General features: G+C 71.7%; 15 protein-coding genes and 1 pseudogene. 9 read left to right on the top strand and 7 right to left on the bottom strand.

Annotation, left to right across the window (positions count from 1 at the left end; translation table 11 throughout):
* The 3 genes and pseudogenes from QMK24_RS41525 to QMK24_RS21520 form a co-directional block, all read right to left on the bottom strand.
* Positions 1 to 86 (bottom strand): annotated as a pseudogene (locus QMK24_RS41525) (IS5 family transposase); the annotation flags it as partial.
* A gap of 137 nt (positions 87 to 223) precedes the next feature.
* Positions 224 to 793 (bottom strand): Uma2 family endonuclease, encoded by a 570-nt coding sequence (locus QMK24_RS21525; RefSeq protein WP_283468169.1) that lies wholly within the window; start codon positions 791 to 793, stop codon positions 224 to 226.
* A gap of 12 nt (positions 794 to 805) precedes the next feature.
* Positions 806 to 1,813, bottom strand: coding sequence for a DUF8829 domain-containing protein (locus QMK24_RS21520; RefSeq protein ID WP_283468167.1), 1,008 nt, complete (start codon positions 1,811 to 1,813; stop codon positions 806 to 808).
* 223 nt (positions 1,814 to 2,036) lie between these two features.
* On the opposite strand from QMK24_RS21520, the gene QMK24_RS21515 reads away from it, so the two are divergent.
* The 5 genes from QMK24_RS21515 (at position 2,037) to QMK24_RS21495 (ending at position 4,348) form a co-directional block, all read left to right on the top strand.
* Positions 2,037 to 2,279, top strand: a complete 243-nt coding sequence (locus QMK24_RS21515) for a hypothetical protein (RefSeq protein ID WP_283468165.1) — start codon at positions 2,037 to 2,039, stop codon at positions 2,277 to 2,279.
* A complete protein-coding gene (locus QMK24_RS21510) occupies positions 2,251 to 2,775 on the top strand; it encodes a DUF6879 family protein (RefSeq protein WP_283468164.1) in 525 nt (174 codons plus the stop codon). Before QMK24_RS21515 ends, QMK24_RS21510 begins: the two co-directional genes overlap by 29 nt.
* A 26-nt stretch (positions 2,776 to 2,801) precedes the next feature.
* On the top strand, positions 2,802 to 3,650 hold the full coding sequence (locus tag QMK24_RS21505; protein ID WP_283468162.1) for a helix-turn-helix domain-containing protein: 849 nt from the start codon (positions 2,802 to 2,804) through the stop codon (positions 3,648 to 3,650).
* Positions 3,651 to 3,857: 207 nt separating this feature from the next.
* Complete coding sequence (locus QMK24_RS21500) at positions 3,858 to 3,998, top strand: hypothetical protein (protein WP_283468161.1); 141 nt, start codon at positions 3,858 to 3,860, stop codon at positions 3,996 to 3,998.
* Positions 3,999 to 4,087: 89 nt separating this feature from the next.
* Positions 4,088 to 4,348, top strand: a complete 261-nt coding sequence (locus tag QMK24_RS21495) for an MBL fold metallo-hydrolase (RefSeq protein WP_283468160.1) — start codon at positions 4,088 to 4,090, stop codon at positions 4,346 to 4,348.
* A gap of 219 nt (positions 4,349 to 4,567) precedes the next feature.
* Here the strand turns inward: QMK24_RS21495 and QMK24_RS21490 are convergent, their stop codons facing one another.
* The 4 genes from QMK24_RS21490 to QMK24_RS21475 all read right to left on the bottom strand — a co-directional run bounded on the left by QMK24_RS21490 (position 4,568) and on the right by QMK24_RS21475 (position 10,070).
* Complete coding sequence (locus QMK24_RS21490; protein ID WP_283468159.1) at positions 4,568 to 5,983, bottom strand: PrsW family intramembrane metalloprotease; 1,416 nt, start codon at positions 5,981 to 5,983, stop codon at positions 4,568 to 4,570.
* Between the two features lie 132 nt (positions 5,984 to 6,115).
* Complete coding sequence (trmB, locus tag QMK24_RS21485) at positions 6,116 to 6,985, bottom strand: tRNA (guanosine(46)-N7)-methyltransferase TrmB (protein ID WP_283468158.1); 870 nt, start codon at positions 6,983 to 6,985, stop codon at positions 6,116 to 6,118.
* 186 nt (positions 6,986 to 7,171) lie between these two features.
* On the bottom strand, positions 7,172 to 8,419 hold the full coding sequence (gene lhgD, locus QMK24_RS21480; RefSeq protein ID WP_283468157.1) for an L-2-hydroxyglutarate dehydrogenase: 1,248 nt from the start codon (positions 8,417 to 8,419) through the stop codon (positions 7,172 to 7,174).
* Between the two features lie 232 nt (positions 8,420 to 8,651).
* Positions 8,652 to 10,070: an NsdA family TPR-like regulatory protein gene (locus QMK24_RS21475; RefSeq protein WP_283468156.1), complete on the bottom strand. Its 1,419-nt coding sequence runs from the start codon at positions 10,068 to 10,070 to the stop codon at positions 8,652 to 8,654.
* Positions 10,071 to 10,313: 243 nt separating this feature from the next.
* Here QMK24_RS21475 and QMK24_RS21470 point away from each other — a divergent pair, with 243 nt between their 5' ends.
* From QMK24_RS21470 to QMK24_RS21455, 4 genes are all read left to right on the top strand, one after another.
* Positions 10,314 to 10,490 carry a hypothetical protein gene (locus QMK24_RS21470; RefSeq protein WP_283468155.1) on the top strand — a complete coding sequence of 59 codons (177 nt, stop codon included), beginning with the start codon at positions 10,314 to 10,316 and terminating at the stop codon, positions 10,488 to 10,490.
* A 667-nt stretch (positions 10,491 to 11,157) separates the two neighbouring features.
* Complete coding sequence (locus QMK24_RS21465) at positions 11,158 to 13,509, top strand: asparagine synthase-related protein (RefSeq protein ID WP_283468153.1); 2,352 nt, start codon at positions 11,158 to 11,160, stop codon at positions 13,507 to 13,509.
* Between the two features lie 167 nt (positions 13,510 to 13,676).
* On the top strand, positions 13,677 to 14,897 hold the full coding sequence (locus QMK24_RS21460; RefSeq protein WP_283468151.1) for a DNA polymerase III subunit delta': 1,221 nt from the start codon (positions 13,677 to 13,679) through the stop codon (positions 14,895 to 14,897).
* Between the two features lie 235 nt (positions 14,898 to 15,132).
* A complete protein-coding gene (locus QMK24_RS21455) occupies positions 15,133 to 16,113 on the top strand; it encodes an alpha/beta hydrolase (protein WP_283468150.1) in 981 nt (326 codons plus the stop codon).
* Positions 16,114 to 16,172 lie beyond the last annotated feature (59 nt).

The raw sequence follows: 16,172 nt of genomic DNA, 5'->3' as shown, positions 1-16,172 counted from the left end.
TCGGCCTTCCAGGCGCTGATCACGGGCTCGACCAACTTCCACTGCTCGTCGGTGAGATCACTCGGGTACGGATTGCGACCACTCATCCCGCCACCCAAGCGAACCCCGAACGCCTGACCGGCAGAGACGCCCCAACGCCACCCCATCGAGCGACACCAAACCCGGCATTACAGTGCGAACCGCACTCTGACAACTGGGCGGACGCGGTAGCGGTTAGGGCCGGTCAGCCGGGGCTGGGGTACGTGCGCAGATCGGTGGTGTCGATGGCCCAGGGGCCGAGGGTGACCGGCTCGCCGAAGGTGTAGTCGTGGCGGGCTCGGTAGCCGGGGCCGTCGGGGCCGGGGCCGGGGTGGGAGAAGACGGCGATTGCGCCCTTGTGGGGGTCGACGAGGAGGTAGAGCTCGATGCCCATGGCCGCGTAGTCCTGGACCTTCTCGATGTAGTCCGTGGAGCGGCTCGAGGGGGAGACCACCTCGGCGACCAGGGCGATGTCGCGGGGGTGGAAGGGATCCATCGTGTCCTCGTCGAAGACCGTGTTGGGGACGACGATCAGGTCGGGGCGGCGCAGCGTGCCGAGGGAGGCGTCGTCGATCTCACCGCCGGTGTGGGAGACGAGGGCGGGGTCGAGCTGTTGGTCGAGTTGCTGGCGGATGCGTAGGGCGATGAACTCGTGCTGCCTGGGCGTGGACACGGTGAAGATGATTTCGGTGCCGCTGATCTCGTAGCCGCGCACGTTGTCGGCGGCGTGATGGGCGAGACCCTCGGCGGTGGCACGGAGGCGCGCGTAGTCCATGCGGGAATTCTTCTACAGGCCGCCCGGCCGGCCGCAGTGTTCGCTGTACGTGGCGGGCGCGCCGCACCAACACGGTGCGGCGTGGGGTGGGGGCCAGGGGGTGGCGTGGCCTCGGGCGGCTAGGGAGGTGGCGTAGGCGGCGGGGAGGGAGGGGGTGGACGGGGGGAGGGACTGGGCGCGGGCGTAGGCCTCGTAGGTGGGGAGGGTGGCGGTGACGACGCCGAGGTAGGGGGCGCCGGTTGCGGAGAGGGCGTGGAGGGACTCTTCGACGGTGCGGAGGTGGTCGGGGTAGCTGCCGTAGTCGGCGGCGAAGGAGGGGTAGCGGGTGAGGAGGGCGGTGAGCTCGGCGTCGGGCCAGTGGAGGACGGCCAGGGGGTAGGGGCGGGAGAGGGCGGCGCGGTGGTCGGCGAGTTCGGTGCGGAGGCGTTCGATCTCGCGGCGGACCTCGGCGGGGTCGTCGGAGCCCAGGGACCAGAGGCGTTTGGGGTCGTGGAGCTCGTCGAGCGGGACCGGGGCGCTGTGGACGTAGTCGGCGAGGTGGTCGCGGTCGTCGTGGGACTCGCCGAGGAGCCGGCGGACGCGGTGCCGGGTGATGAGGATCCTGCGGGCCTCGTAGGTGACTTCGTCGGGGGTGAGGAAGTGATCCGTGGCGTCCTCGAACCATGCGGCGGCGGCCGGCAGGTCGTCGTGGACCTCGAATGTCTCGCCGATGATCTGCCAGGGCGGGAGGGTGGCCGGGGCCTGGGCGCGTACCGCGTCGGCGAGGGTGCGGGCTTGTGCTTCCGCGCCGGTGTCCCACAGGGCTGATGCCTTGAGCGCCTGGACCAGGGCGGGGTCCGAGCAGGAGGCGTTGAGGAGTTCGTCGTAGAGGGGGAGCGCCTCGGCGGGGCGCTCGGCGAGGATCCATTGCGCCGCGGCGGCGAGGAGCAGCTCCTCGTGATCGTCGGGGTGCTGGGGGATTTCGCGTAGGAGTCGCTCGGCCTCGGCGGCGTGCTCGCCCTGCTCGGACATGCTGGACATGCTTGGACGCTACTGCGATGTGCCGCTGCGGACCAGGGTGCGGACCGGCGTGTGGATCAGGGTGTGGGCCAGGGCGTGGGGCGCGGTCAGTGCGGCCATTGTGCTGCTTCGCGCTTGATCACCAGCCGATTCGGGTGAGGCGGGGACGCGCTCTTGACTCCCGGCCCTTCCTTGGGGGACGGTCGTGCAACCTGGCGCAACCCGCTCGACATGGGAGGACACCATGCAGCTACGGTTCATCGCGAAGGATCCGGAGTCGGGGAAGGACGGTTGTCCGTCGGTTTTCGTCGACGAGGACAACGCTGACCTGGTACTCCAGGGGCTGAAGGCCGACGCGCAGACCCACGCGGGCTGCTTGACCGTTGGTCCGATTCCCGGACACGAGGCGGTCATTCGGATTCCGGCCCGGATGGTGCCGACGTTGAGGGAGGCGTGCGATGCCGCAGAGCGTGCCCAGCTTCATTGACATGCTGGCCGACTGCAGCCAGTCGGCCGTTCATCTGGAGATGCGCGACGCGTACGCGATCGGTGACGAGGCGGACGAGTTCACAGCGTGGCAGCAAGGGCACCGGAGCGACTGGGATGACCGGGCGGCGTGGTGGCACCCGTTCTATCAGGGCGTGGCCGACGCCGTGGCGCGTGGTGTCGTGGTGCGCCGTGCCCGTGTCGTCTCCGAGCCGGTGACCGAGTACATCCGGTACGAGCACTACATCACCCACGCGAATGTGGTGGCTGGGGAGCAGGTCCGATGGCTCCCGCGCTGCCGGGCGACCGACATCGCCTTCCCGGGCAACGACTTCTGGCTTTTCGACGGACGGCTCGTCCGCGTCAATCACTTCAACGGTGACGGGGTCATGGTGGACCAGGAGGTGACGGAGGACCCGTCCGTCGTGAAGCTGTGCGGCTCGGCCTTCGAAGCAGTGTGGGAACGGGCTGTCCCGCACGAGGAATTCCAGGTCTGACCGAACGGATCACCGGGTAGCCAGTCATGCCCTCATCACCATCCTCCAGCGCCCAGGCGGGCCGCGAAGCTGTCGCAGCGCGACTGAAGGAGATGCGGCTGGATGCCGGACTGACTGGGCTTGATCTGGCTACCCGGTGCGGCTGGCACAAGGCGAAGTCCTCGCGGATCGAGAACGCGAAGACCCCGCCCTCCGACGCGGATATCCGCACGTGGTGTCATGCCTGCGGCACGGAGGACCAAGTCGCCGACCTTATCGCCGCGTCCCGCACCGCCGAGTCGATGTATGTGGAGTGGAGACGCAAGCAGCGCACCGGTCTGCGTCGCCTCCAGGAGTCGTACATCCCGCTCTATGAGCGGACCCGGCTCTTTCGCGTCTACTCCTCGGACGTCGTGCCTGGCTTCCTTCAGACGCCTGGCTATGCGACCGCGCTGCTTTCCTCGATCACGGAGTTCCGGGGCATCCCCAACGATGTCGCGGCTGCGGTCGAGGCCCGGATGGCCCGCTCGCACGTCATCCGTGATGGAGACCGGTGCTTCGTGCTGCTCGTGGAGGAATCGGTCCTGCGGTACCGCATAGGTGACCACGCGACCATGGCCAGCCAGCTCGGTCATCTGCTGTCTGTGATGTCGCTGCCTTCGGTGTCTTTCGGTGTCATCCCTTTCACCACTGCCCGTCGCATGTGGCCGCTGGAAGCCTGCTACATCTACGACGACCGGATCGTTCAAGTGGAGTTGCTGGCCGCGGATGTGACCGTGCGCGCCCCGAGCGAGGTCGGGATGTATCTGAAGGCGTTCACCGAGCTGCAGCAGCTCGCCGTCTACGGTGCGAAGGCGCGGGCATTGATCACGTCTGCGATAGACGCACTCGGCTGAATTCGCGCAACCTCGTGCAACTTCATTGAGTCCCAACTGCGTTGTTCCGTAGCGTCTTTGGCATGACGAATGGTCAGGCTACTGGCCGGAGGACGTCATGTATCTCTCAACGCACGGTCCCCAGACCACTCCCGCGCCTTCTCCATTGGCGGGAGACGACGGGTGCGTTCGCATCCGCCGAGGAACCGATCAGACGGAGGTCTTCAGATGAATCCAGCAAAGCCCCAGGCCAAGGACGCCAGTGTCCCCGCTGTCACTCCTGAGTCCGTGCGGACGCTCCAGCGGCGCGTGAAGGCGTTCGCCGCGACCGGCACCATCAACAACTCGCCGGTGACCTACCACCGGTAGCCACCACGCGGAGGGGGACACCACGACGTCCCGGTGTCCCCCTCCGCTCGCCGTCTCGCACCATTCGCGACCGCGCAGAGGAGATCGTCATGGCCGCTTCCACTCACCTGGAGCTGACGTTCCTGGGCCACCAGACCTGGCACATCACCGATGGCCAGTCCACCGTTCTGCTCGACCCGTTCTCCCGCAAGTTCGGCTACCAGCCGAATGGTGTGCACCGCGTCGCCGTTGGCACCGTCGTCGTGGACGCGCATGAAGAAGTCCTCGGACAAGCCAACTGGCACACCCACGCCCATCCCGTTCCCGTCAAGATTGCCGGGGTGCCTACCTGCATTGCTTGCTTCCGCTGAGGGGCAGCACCGCGCGCGCTCGGTCGAACGCGCCAACTCCGACAACTCCAGCGTTCCCCCCCAACGGGCGATTCTCGCGCCCGGTGAACTCGCGACGCCGCTGCCTCAGGCTTCAGCAGAGCAGGTCCGAAGGGTTCACTCTCCGCAGATGCCTCTGCCCAGGCAACGCGGTCCAGCGACTGCCTCCAGGAACCTCTGCATCGCGGAGAAGCCGATGCGTCAGATGTTCTGGCTGCCGTACGGGGGCTGCTGTGGGCCGTAAGTCTGGCCGTAGTGCTGCTGGCCGTACTGGCGTTGCGGATACGGCCCGTACGGCTGCTGCTGCCACTGGCCCCACGCGGGCGGTACCGGCGGGCGGGTCGTCCAGGCGGCGTGGGTGAGGGCGGGCTGGGCGACGGCCTTGCGCTGCCAGAGGTGGTGGAGGAGTTCCTGTTCGCGGGCCACGAAGTCCGGTCCCGCGGTGCCGCGGGCGGCGGCGGCGCGGAGGAAGGCGAGGTGGGTCGCGAAGGCGATGTACTCGCGTACGGTACGGGCCGCCTCGTCGCCGTGGGCGCGGCGGGCGGCGGTACGGGCCAGGCTGCGGGCCTTCATCGAGGCGAGGGCGACCGGCTCCGGTGGGGTCAGCCAGCCGGCCATCGCGTAGACCGGCAGCTGGGTGCGGATGGTTTTCAGCTCGGTCGAGCGGGACCAGATGGCGAGCCACACCACGAGCGCGAACACCGGGATCATGATGGCGCCGTACATCGCGAGGAAGCCGAGCGGATCGAGCGAGGCCGAGCTGTTCCAGACGCCGTGCAGGACCATCGCGAGCAGCCAGCCGCCGAGCGGGGCGAGCCAGCGCCGGAGCCGGCCGGGGCGGGTCATGGCGGCGATGGCGAAGCCGGTGCCCGTCATCGCGGTGAAGAGCGGATGGGCGAACGGCGTCATCACGACGCGGACGAAGAACGTCGCCGCGGTGGAGGACTGCAGCCCGCTGGAACCGTAGGCCTGGTCCTCGCCGAAGGCCGAGCCGAGATACAGGATGTTCTCCGTGAAGGCGAAGCCGGTGGCGGTGAGGCCGGCCACGACGATGCCGTCGACGATGCTCTCGAAATGGCGTCGCCGGAAGAGGAACAGCAGCAGGATCGCGGCGCCCTTCGCGGTCTCCTCGACGAGCGGCGCGACAAACGTCGCACCCCAGCTGTCGCTCTGCGACGGGGTCGCGGTGAAGGTCGTCGCGAGAAGCTCGGTGGCGTACTCGTTGGCCAGTATCGCGACGAGGGTCGCGGCGCACGCGCCCCAGGTGAACGCGAAGACCATGTTCTTCCACGGACTCGGCTCGACCCGGTCGAGCCAGAGGAACGCCCAGATCAGCAGGGGTACGGGCAGTATCGACAGGGCGAGGCCGACGAGGAAGCCCTCGGTGCCTATCTGCTGGCGCACGAGCGCGAGGATGATCACGCCGCACAGCGCGAGCAGAGTGAAGAGCGCGCCCGCGCGCACCGCCTTGCTCTCCCAGAAGGCGTGGCGCGGTTTGTAGTGCCACTGCGCGGGGGCGGTGGGGAAAGTGGTGAAGTCGGGCGCCTGCTGAGCGTGGTCTGGGTACTCGGGGACCGGGTGGTTCGAGGAGTCGGGCGAAGGCGAGTACGAGGACACCAGTCGACAGTACGGGGGGAGGCCGGGTGTGCGCGATGCCCTTCCCATTACGTCTTCGGCGCGGTCTCTCGCAAGGTCCCGGCGAGCGGTCCGATCCGGCCGCTCCGGATTCCGCTTACGGTCCGGCGGGGCCTAGCGGCGGGTGAAGAGCAGGTCGTGGACGACGTGGTCCTTGGCCAGTCCCTGCCGCTCGAACTTGGTCATGGGGCGGAAATCGGGGCGTGGGGCGTAGCTGTCGCCGTACTGGTTGGCGAAATCCGGACTGGCGCAGAGCACCTCGAGCATCTGTTCCGCATACGGTTCCCAGTCGGTCGCGCAGTGCAGGGTCGCACCGGGGCGCAGGAGCGGAGCGACCAGGGCCAGGAACGCGGGCTGGATCATCCGGCGCTTGTGGTGCTTGGCCTTGGGCCACGGGTCCGGGAAGTAGATCCGCAGGCCCGAGAGGGACTCGGGCGGGAGCATGTCGCGGAGCAGGACGATCGCGTCGCCGTTGGCGACCCGGACGTTCGTCAGGCCGTACTGGTCGGCCAGATTGAGCAGATTGCCCTGGCCGGGGGTGTGCACGTCAACGGCCAGAATGCCGGTGGCCGGGTCGTCGGCCGCCATCCGCGCGGTGGCGTCGCCCATCCCGAAGCCGATCTCGAGGACGACGGGGAGGCTCGGGTCGCCGAAGAGCTTCGCGAGGCTGAGGGGGGTGCCGTCCAGCTCCACGCCCCACTCCGCCCAGTGCCGCTCCAGGGCGGCGGCCTGCGCGTCGGTCACCCGGCCGCGGCGGGCGTGGAACGTGCGGATCCGGTGTTCCTCGCGGGAGCCGGCCGGGTCCGGGGCCGGGCCGTCAGGGAACTTCGCGGGCCGGGGTGAGGGCCGGGAGCTCGCCCTGGGCTGGGCGTTAGCGGCGGGCTCAGTGACGACGGTCACGGGCGCGGCGACGGCAGTTGCAGGCGTGGCGACGGCAGCCGTCGGCGCCGCGGGGGTGCTGGGGGGAGTGGGGGAGCTAGACACGATGGGAGTAATTCTACGGGTGGGTGACGGCGCCCCCGGCCGGTGCGTGGGCGCTGCGTATCGGCCCGCATCGGCCGCGCGTAGGCCTGTGCATCGGCCGCGCGTGGGCCTGCGCATCGGTCCGCCCACGCCGAGCCATGCCGGGCCCCTGCCCGACCCACGACCGGCCGGGCAGACTCTACGGCCCTACGCGGCCTGCAGGGTGGCCAGTGCCGACAGCGCGCGGCGGGCGACCTCGCGGCCGATCGGGAGGGACGCGGTCGCGGCGGGCGAGGGGGCGTTGAGGACGTGGACGAAGGGGCCGGATCCGCCGAACAGGAAATCGTCGACCAGGGTGCCGTCACGGAGCACCGCCTGGGCGCGGACGCCGGCGGGGGCCGGTATCAGGTCGGAGGGGCGGAGCGCGGGCAGCAGGCGCTGGGCGGCAGCGGTGAAGGCGCGTTTGGACAGGGAGCGGTGGATCTCGCCGATCTCGTACCGCCAGTGGCGGCGGGCGATCCGCCAGGTGCCCGGGTAGCCGGCGACCTCCGCGACGTCACGAGGGCGGATCGTGCGGCGGTGGTAGCCCTCGCGGGCCAGCGCCGGGACCGCGTTCGGGCCGAGGTGGACGCCGCCGTGCACATCTCGGGTGAGGTGGACGCCGAGGAACGGGAAGGCCGGGTCGGGCACGGGATAGACCAGGCCGCGGACGAGGCCTGTACGGGACGGCTTCAGCTCGTAGTACTCGCCCCGGAAGGGAACGATGCGCATGCCGGGCTCATCGCCCGCGAGCCGGGCCACCCGGTCGCAGTGCAGGCCCGCGCAGTTGACGAGGGTCTTCGTACGGAAGTCGCCGACGGTGGACTCGACGACGATCCCGCCGGCGTCCGGCACGGAGCCGCGGGTGCGGGTGATCGCGCGGACCTCGGCGCCGTACCGGATGCTGACGCCCGCGTCGGTGGCCAGCCGGGCCATCGTCGCGGCCACGGCGCCGAAGTCGCAGATGCCGGTGGAGCCGACATGGATGGCGGCCAGGCCGGCCGCCTGGGGTTCGTACTCCTGGATCTGGGCGGGCCCGAGTTCGCGTACCGCGATGCCGTGCTCCCGCCCGCGCTGGACCAGGGCATGCAGGCGGGGCAGCTCGTCCCGTTCGGTCGCGACGATGAGCTTGCCGGTGATCTCGTGCGCGATGTCGTGCTCGGCGCAGAACTTCGCCATCTCGGCGGAGCCCTGGAGGGCATAGCGCGCCTTGAGCGAACCGGGAGGGTAGTAGATCCCGCTGTGGATCACACCGCTGTTGCGGCCGGTCTGGTGCCGGGCGGGGCCCGGCTCCTTCTCCAGGACGGTCACCCGCGTGCCGGGCGCGGCACGGGTGAGGGCGTAGGCCGTGGACAGGCCGACGATGCCCGCCCCGATGACGACGACATCGTTCACCTCGTCGGCGTACGGTCCCATGCCACCTCCCCGGCTCCGCGTGCTACCGGCCCGACGGCCGGTTGCCCCCATCATGGCGTCCCACCATGAAGTCCCCATCATGAACTGGCCCACTGACAATCGCCGCAAACCCCTGTGGGGCAAGGTGTCCGGCCCCGCTACGCATCCTCCGGCGGGGTTCGTGCGGCTCCGGAGCTCCGCCGGTGCCCCACCCGTTCCCCACCTGTGCCCCACCCGTGCCCCGCTCCGGCCCTTACGCGGGTGCCGCCAGCAGCGGCCGCGCCCGTTCCCGCAGCTCGGCGACGCGCGGCTCGTTGCCGTACGGCTCCAGCCGGTGGAGCAGGTCGCGGACGTACTCCGTCGTGCGTGCCGACGAGATGCGGCCGGCGACCTCGACCGCCTTGGTGCCCGCGGCGCAGGCGGCGTCCAGGTTCCCGGACTCGAGTTCGGCGACGGCGGAGACGACGAGGCGCAGCCCGTGCGACCGGACGTACTCCTCCGTGGGCCGGGCCAGCGCCTGCTCGGTGAACCGCTGCACCTGGCGGGGTACGCGCAGGTCGCGGTAGCACTCGGCGGCGTCGGCGGCGAGGCGGTCGTAGGAGTAGAAGCCGAGCCAGGCGGGATCGGCGTCGCCGTCCCGGGACCGTTCCAGCCAGGATTCCGCCGCCGCAAGGGCGGTGCCGCAGGCCGCGGCTTCGCCGGCCTTGGCATGGGCACGGGCCTCGACGAGCTGGAAGAAGCTCATCGTGCGGGCGGTGGCCAGACCCCGGTTGCGTTCCAGGGCGGCCTGGGCGAGGTCGACGCCTTCGTCGGCGAAGTTCCGGTACGTGGCCTGCAGGGACATCGACGCCAGGACATAGCCGCCCAGGGGCACGTCGGCCGCCGCGCGGGCGAGCCGGAGCGCCTGGATGTAGTAGCGCTGCGCGGCCTCCTGCTGGCCGGTGTCGAAGGCCATCCAGCCGGCGAGCCGGGTGAGTTCGGCGGTGGCGCCGAAGAGCGAGCGTCCGACCTCGTCGCTGTAGGAGCCGAGGAGCAGGGGCGCCGCCTCGACCCGCAGGCATTCGGGGACCATGCCGGAGCGCCAGTCACCGCCGCCGTACTTGGAGTCCCAGCGGCGGGCGTCGTCGGCGGCCTCGCGCAGTTTCGCCACGTCGGAGTGCCCGACATGGGCGGTGCCGGGCGCGGGGGCGTCGCGGGCCACCAGGGCGTCGGCCGGGGTGATCAGCCAGCGCGAGGCGGGCGTCACATACGCGCTGACGGCGAATGAGCCGGCCAGGCTCTGCCAGATGCCGCTGCCGCCGGGGCCGCGGCGGCCGGCCAGGTCGAGCCGCCACAGGTCGGTCGCGGACTTCACCGCCTCGCCGACGTCGCGCGGGAAGGCGAGCCCGATCTCGGGGGCCGGGTCGGCGTCCGCGAGGCCTATCTCGTGCAGCGGGACGGGACGGCCGAGCTTGCTGCCTATCGCCGCGGCGATGAGGTGGGGGGCGGCGCCCTGCGGCACCATGCCCTTGCTGACCCAGCGGGTCACCGAGGTCTTGTCGTAGCGGAGGGTCAGGCCCCGTTGCGCGCCCAGGTCATTGACCCGGCGGGCGAGGCCCGCGTTGCTGATGGCCGCCAGGGCGAGAAGGGTGCCGAGTTTTTCGTTCGGCCCGCGATGTTGTTCCTTGTTCACTGCGGTTCACCTCGCGATGCCGCTGGGGGCAGGCCGGACGGGTGCTGATACGGGTACGGATGCAGATAGGGGTACGGGTACGAGTTCGGGTACGGAGGGCGGCGGCGGAGGCTGCCTCCCGGGAGAACGCAGCATGGCCACTCCTCATCGGACGCGCCGAGCGCAGCGGCCGGGCCGGGCGAACCGGCCGGGCCTGATGAACCTGGGGCATCGCATAAGCCGGGGGTATCGCATAAGCCGGGGATGTCGGACGAGCCGGGGATGTCGGGTGAGCCGGGGATGCCGGACGAGCCGGTCGCATTGGACGGGCCCGTCACGTTCGGCGAGCCGGTCGAGCCGGTCGGGTTGGACGAGCCGGCCGCGGGAGGTGAGCAGGGCACCCGGGAGGCCCAGCCGGACATGCGGGGGCCGCGCACCTGAATCACGCCCTGCCACCCCCTCGACGCAAAAAACGGCCGCCCCAACCCCTCTTGTGGAGGCTGTGATGTCTTTGGAGCCCGATTCGGCCAATGTCGCGGACAAACCGGGCCCCGAGATGCCGGGACGTTCGCTACTCGGGTACACCCAGCGTAGTTCGCCGCATCCCGACCGTTAAGAGGGCTGTCCCGGATGGCGAGATTGCAGCCCCCCAAAAGTGCTCGTGCTCCCGGTATATGTGGCTGTGCGCCTACCTGTGCGCTCTGTGCGGTCGTGATCGGGAGCGCTTCCATGGACGGGTGGGTCGGCCCGCGGCCTCGACTGGCGGCAATGGCAAGAGACGGCGGGCCAGGGGGCTCCGCCGCCACAATCCCCGCGGGCGGCGGACCGGTCCGGGAGGCGTGCGGACGCCTCCCGGACTGCCGCGTTTATGCGGCCTATGCCCCGTATACGGACGTGTTCGACCATCCATCCGACGACCGGCATATCAACTCCGGCATGTGCCAGCCACTTTGGCGTGAAACCGACGTTTGGCTTCGCGTGAACGACCCAGCGCTCCTCCCTGCGTCCATGCGCCTCCTTGTGCGCCGTGCCGTGGCAGCATGTTCCTCAGGCGGAGCGGCAGTTCGCATGCCGCACAGCCAGTGGTCCACAGCCTGTGGAGGCGGCGATGCGGTGGTTGGTGGGGTGGAGCAGTGCCGCCGCGGGATCGGTCCCGGGCACTGCGGCCCGTTCGGTCCTCCCGGTTGGTGCACAACTGCTGTGGGGTGACCCGGATCCGCTGTGGGCGGTCGGCGACTGGCGGGCGGACGAGGTCCGCGTCATCCATGCCGACCCGGCGCGTTCCTCGTACCCGGGCGGCGGCACGTATTCCAGTTCCGGTTCCAGTTCCGGTGCGGGCTCCGCATCCGGTTCCGGTTACGGCAGCAACGGCTACAGCAGGAACACCGGTAGTGGCAGCGGCAGTAGCAGCAGCAACGGCTACCGAAGCACCAACGGTCACGGATACGGCGACAGCAACGGGACTACCTACGGCGGCGGTTACGGCAGCGGCTACGGGAGCAGCCATCCCGCCATCGCCCGGCTCGCCATCCTCGGACGCTGCCGCGCCGGCGACGCCGAGCTGCGCGTCGGCCTTTTCGCGGCGCGCGGCGGCGCCCTGCGCCACCTCACCGCGTGGCCCGGCAGCTACACCGCCGTCCTCCAACTCGGCCGCCGCATCACGATCCTGGGCGATCTCGCCGGCGCCCGGCCCGTCTTCCATACCCGGTGGGCGGGCGGTACGGCGTTCGCGACGGCCGCCCTCCCGCTCGCCGACCTCACCGAGGCGGGCCTCGACGTCACCCACCTCGCCGCCACCCTCGCCTGCCCCGACTCGCCCGAGGCGCTCGGCGACGGCACTCCGTATCTCGGTGTACGGCGCGTGCCGCCGGGCCACGCCCTGATCCTGCGCGACGGCGTCCCCGAGATCAGCGGATACGAGGCGACCGCGTCCCTCGCCGTCGGCAACCAGACCTCCGCGTCCGACACCGAGGCGGCGATCACCGGGGTCCGCGACGCCCTCGTCGACGCCGTACGGGCCCGGCTCGCCCAGCCGCGCTTCATCCCGGAACCCGGCGAGGCCCCGGCCCCCGGCATCGGCGCGGACCTGTCGGGAGGCAGCGCCTCCGCCACCCTCGCGCTGCTCGCGGCCGGACTGCCCGGCATGCCCGGCACCCCGCTCGGCCACGGTTCATCGGCCGGGCAGCGGCTCCTCGCCGTTACCTTCAACGACCGCGCGGGCGGCGGCCACCAGTCCCGTGACGCCGAACTCGAGCGAGCCAGGGCGATGGCCTCCGACCCCCGGCTGCACCACGTAGTGGTGCCCGGCGGCGCCGAGGCGCTCCCTTACGCCGACCTCGCCTCAGTGCCGCTCACCGACGAGCCCGGCGCGTCCCTCATCACCGCGGAACGCCACCGCCGCCGGCTCATGGCGGGCGGCGCCGACCACCTCGTGGGGCACGGTGCCCGCCAGGTCCTCGACGCGCATCCCGCGCGCCTCGCCGATCTGCTCCTGGACCGGAACCGCCGTCACCTGCTGCGCCCGGTGGCCGCGCTGGCGAAGGCGGACGGCGCGTCCGGCCGCTCCGTCCTCGTCCCCTTCACCGTCTACCGCGCCGCCCGGCGGCTGGCCCGTACGCCTTATCAACAGGGTGTGGAGGAAGCCGCGGCCCGGCTCCTGCGGCGCGACTTCGGCTACGGCGCCGGTTCCGGTTCTGGCTCCGGATCGGGCTTCTCCGGGGGCTTCGGCAGTGGCGACGGCATCGGTCCCGGCTCGGGCTCCGGCGATACGGCGCGCGGCGCGGCTCTCAACGCCTCCCTCGCCGCCCTGGCCTGGGTCCGGCCGGGCCCGGCCGCACGCTGGCTCACCGGCGAGGCCCTCGCCGAAGTAGCGGTTCGTCTCCAGGAAGCGGCGGCCCGGCCGGGGCCGGTGGAACGCCCCGGCGACCGGCGCGCACGGGCCGCCCTGGCCCGGCAAGCCGCCGACCACCGGGTCTTCGAGCAGGCTGTCGAGGTGCGCAGCCAGCGGCTCCACGCCCCCTTCCTCGACAACCAGGTCGTCCGCGCCTGCCGGGCACTGCCCGAGGCGCTGCGGGTGCAGCCGGGAGCGCGGGTCTCGGTGCTGCGGGCCGTCCTGGCGGGTTCCGGGATCCGGGATCTGCCGCCGGGCTGGGGCGCCAACTCCCATGTCTCCACCGCCGCCGCGGTCCGGGCCGGGCTGCGGTCCTCCATCGACGAACTCATCGAATTGTTCGACACCCCGCTGCTCGCCGACGCCGGGCTCGTCGAGGCCCGCGTCGTGCGCCAGGCGCTGCGGGCCGCCGCCGACGGGGAGCCGATGCCGCTCGACGGGCTCGGCGAGCTCGTCGCGACAGAGGTCTGGCTCCGCCGGCTGCTGGCCCGGCGCGGTTCCTGCTGGACCGGGGCGGACGCTCCGGAGCAGCGCGCGGTGGCGGGCGGGGTGCGACGGCTCACCATGTGAGCGGGACGGTGCCACCGGTTGCCCGCGCCGGCGGCGTCGGCCGGCGGCGGAGACCTGCCGCGGGGACTGCTGTCAGTGGCATGCACGACAATGGTGGGCACAGGCGAAGACACAGCAGAAGTAGCGAGAGACGTCGCAGTGGGAACGGCAAGCGCAGAGGACTCGTAATGGCGGTGTGGGACGACCTGGTCGGCCAGGACGCGGTGACGGCGCAGCTGTCCGCGGCCGCGCGGGATGCCGATGCCCTGGTGACGGCCCATTCGGCGGGCATGAAGGGCGCAGCACTGCCGACCGCGTCCAAGATGACCCACGCCTGGCTGTTCACCGGCCCCCCCGGCTCCGGCCGCTCCACCGCGGCCCGGGCCTTCGCGGCGGCGCTGCAGTGCACGAGTCCCGACCGGGCCATGGGCGGCGTGCCCGGCTGCGGATTCTGCGACGGCTGTCATACGACCCTGATCGGGACGCACGCGGACGTCGAGATCGTGCGTACGGATCTGCTGTCGATCGGCGTGAAGGACACCCGCGACCTGGTGCGGAGGGCGGCTCTGTCGCCGTCGGGCGGCCGGTGGCAGGTGATCCTCCTGGAGGACGCCGACCGCCTCACCGAAGGCGCGGGGAACGTACTGCTGAAGGCGGTCGAGGAGCCCGCGCCCCGGACCGTCTGGCTGCTGTGCGCGCCGTCGGTCGAGGACGCGCTGCCGACCATCCGCTCCCGGTGCCGGCTGCTGAGCCTGCGGACACCGTCGGTGGAGGCGGTCGCCGACGTCCTGATGCGGCGGGACGGCATCGACCCCGAGCTGGCCGCGACCGCCGCGCGGGCGACGCAGGGGCACATCGGCCGGGCCCGGCGGCTGGCCACCGACGAGCAGGCACGGGCGCGCCGGGCGACCGTCCTGCGGGTGCCGCTGCGGGTGGCCGACGTGGGCGGATGCCTTAAGGCGGCACAGGAGCTGGTGGACGCGGCCTCCGAGGACGCCAAGCAGGTCGCGGTGGACGTCGACGGCAAGGAGACCGAGGAGCTGAGGGCCGCGCTCGGGGCGTCCGCCGGGGCCGGGAGCCGGATGCCGCGGGGCACGGCGGGCGCCATGAAGGATCTGGCGGACCGCCAGAAGCGCAGATCGACGCGTACCCAGCGCGACACGCTCGACCTGGCGCTCATCGACCTGGCCGGCTTCTACCGGGATGTGCTCGCGGTCCAGGTCGGCTCGAAGGTCGGCATCGCGAACGTCGAGGCGCGCGAGGCGATCGAGCGCATCGCATCCTCCTCCCGCCCGGAGAATTCGCTGCGCCGCATCGAGTCGATCCTGGCCTGCCGCCAGGCACTGGAACGCAACGTCGCGCCGCTCCTGGCAGTAGAGGCGATGACGCTGTCCCTGCGGGCGGGCTGATCCGGCAGAGGGTGATCCGGTGGAGGGTGAGCCGGTGGGGGTCGGGGGAGCGCGGCCTGAGCCGAAGGCGGTGCGCGCACCTCGGTGTCCTCGGTGGGTGTCCTTGGTGCCTTTGGGTGATCAAGGCTCCGCACCCGTAACGCCGCCCGCCCGCCCGCCGTGCCGCATTGCAGGCTGCTGACAGCGCCCCCGGACCCCGCCCGGGGGCGCAGCCGTCCCGAGGTGGTACGAAACCGTGGCTGATGCCGTCCTGTTCATCCTTCTGTTCTTCGCCGTCGCCGCGACAGTGGCGCTCGCCCGCTCCGCGCTGCGCTACTGGTGGGCCGAACGTGCCGGACGACCCTACGAGTTGGCGCAGGACCGGCTCGGTATCACGCTGCGGGTCGCGGCCGCGGGCGCGGCAGCGCTGACGGTGTTCGCCGTCGTCGTACCGTTGCTGTCGCACGCAGGCGGCGGCTACGGCATCGGCAGCGGCGGCGCGGAGACGGCAGCAGGCAGTGCGGCGGCCGCGCGGAACGTCCCCGGGCCCGGGGACCCCGCGGCGCCCAGTCGTGCGGCCGCGCCGCCCGATGCGGGGCATGCGTCGGCGGCGCCCCGTACGATCGCCCATCCCGCGGGCGGTGTCCTGCAGGAGCTGCCCGGCGGCACGCGCGTCTGGACGCCGCCGCAGTACGCGTACCCGCGCGCCGCCAAGCTGGCCTTCCCCGTGGTGGTCGCGCATGTCCCGGCCGACGACCCGGAGCTCTACGAGGGCTTCGTCACCCAGGTCCAGCGCGGCCTGGCCGATCCCTTCCTCCTGGTGATGCCGCGCGGCTGCGGAACCGCCGGCCCCGACCTCGACGCCGTCGCCCGCCACTACCGCGCCCTGACCACCCGGTCCGCCCGCGCGATCCTGGGCGTCGGCGACCAGGCGGCCTGTGTTGTGGGCGAGGCGTTCGCCCACCCCGACCGCTATCGCGCGGTCGCCGCGGTCTCCGGCGCGTACGAGCACGTCGGCCTCCTGTCCCCGTCCCTCGCGGGGCGGCGCCCCGCGCTCCTCATGGCCTCCGCCACCGGCGAGCGGACCGCACGTGACTCGGCCATCCGGTTCCGCGCACTGCTGCACCCCCGCGCCGACGAGGTACGCCTCATCGACGGTGTGAGCGGCCGCCGCGAACTCCTCGCCCTCGTCGCCGGCTACCTCACGGAGAAGATCGACGGCCCGAAGCGCCCGTAGCCGACTGTCGCGACCCGCAGCCCGCCAGGGAGAGCCGGCCAGGGAGAGCCGGCCAGGGA

The sequence above is a fragment of the Streptomyces sp. PH10-H1 genome (assembly GCF_030063355.1).
Classification (GTDB): Bacteria; Actinomycetota; Actinomycetes; order Streptomycetales; family Streptomycetaceae; genus Actinacidiphila.
The sequence above is the reverse complement of the archived record's forward strand: the minus strand, read 5'-3'. Positions and strand labels throughout refer to the sequence as shown.

What these genes read in the sequence shown, in the direction of transcription:
- QMK24_RS21525 (WP_283468169.1), bottom strand. Translation starts at nt 793, where the DNA reads ATGGACTACGCGCGCCTCCGTGCCACCGCCGAGGGTCTCGCCCATCAC.
- QMK24_RS21520 (WP_283468167.1), bottom strand. Translation starts at nt 1,813, where the DNA reads ATGTCCAGCATGTCCGAGCAGGGCGAGCACGCCGCCGAGGCCGAGCGA.
- QMK24_RS21515 (WP_283468165.1), top strand. Translation starts at nt 2,037, where the DNA reads ATGCAGCTACGGTTCATCGCGAAGGATCCGGAGTCGGGGAAGGACGGT.
- QMK24_RS21510 (WP_283468164.1), top strand. Translation starts at nt 2,251, where the DNA reads ATGCCGCAGAGCGTGCCCAGCTTCATTGACATGCTGGCCGACTGCAGC.
- QMK24_RS21505 (WP_283468162.1), top strand. Translation starts at nt 2,802, where the DNA reads ATGCCCTCATCACCATCCTCCAGCGCCCAGGCGGGCCGCGAAGCTGTC.
- QMK24_RS21500 (WP_283468161.1), top strand. Translation starts at nt 3,858, where the DNA reads ATGAATCCAGCAAAGCCCCAGGCCAAGGACGCCAGTGTCCCCGCTGTC.
- QMK24_RS21495 (WP_283468160.1), top strand. Translation starts at nt 4,088, where the DNA reads ATGGCCGCTTCCACTCACCTGGAGCTGACGTTCCTGGGCCACCAGACC.
- lhgD (WP_283468157.1), bottom strand. Translation starts at nt 8,419, where the DNA reads ATGGGACCGTACGCCGACGAGGTGAACGATGTCGTCGTCATCGGGGCG.
- QMK24_RS21470 (WP_283468155.1), top strand. Translation starts at nt 10,314, where the DNA reads ATGTCGGACGAGCCGGGGATGTCGGGTGAGCCGGGGATGCCGGACGAG.
- QMK24_RS21465 (WP_283468153.1), top strand. Translation starts at nt 11,158, where the DNA reads ATGCGGTGGTTGGTGGGGTGGAGCAGTGCCGCCGCGGGATCGGTCCCG.
- QMK24_RS21460 (WP_283468151.1), top strand. Translation starts at nt 13,677, where the DNA reads ATGGCGGTGTGGGACGACCTGGTCGGCCAGGACGCGGTGACGGCGCAG.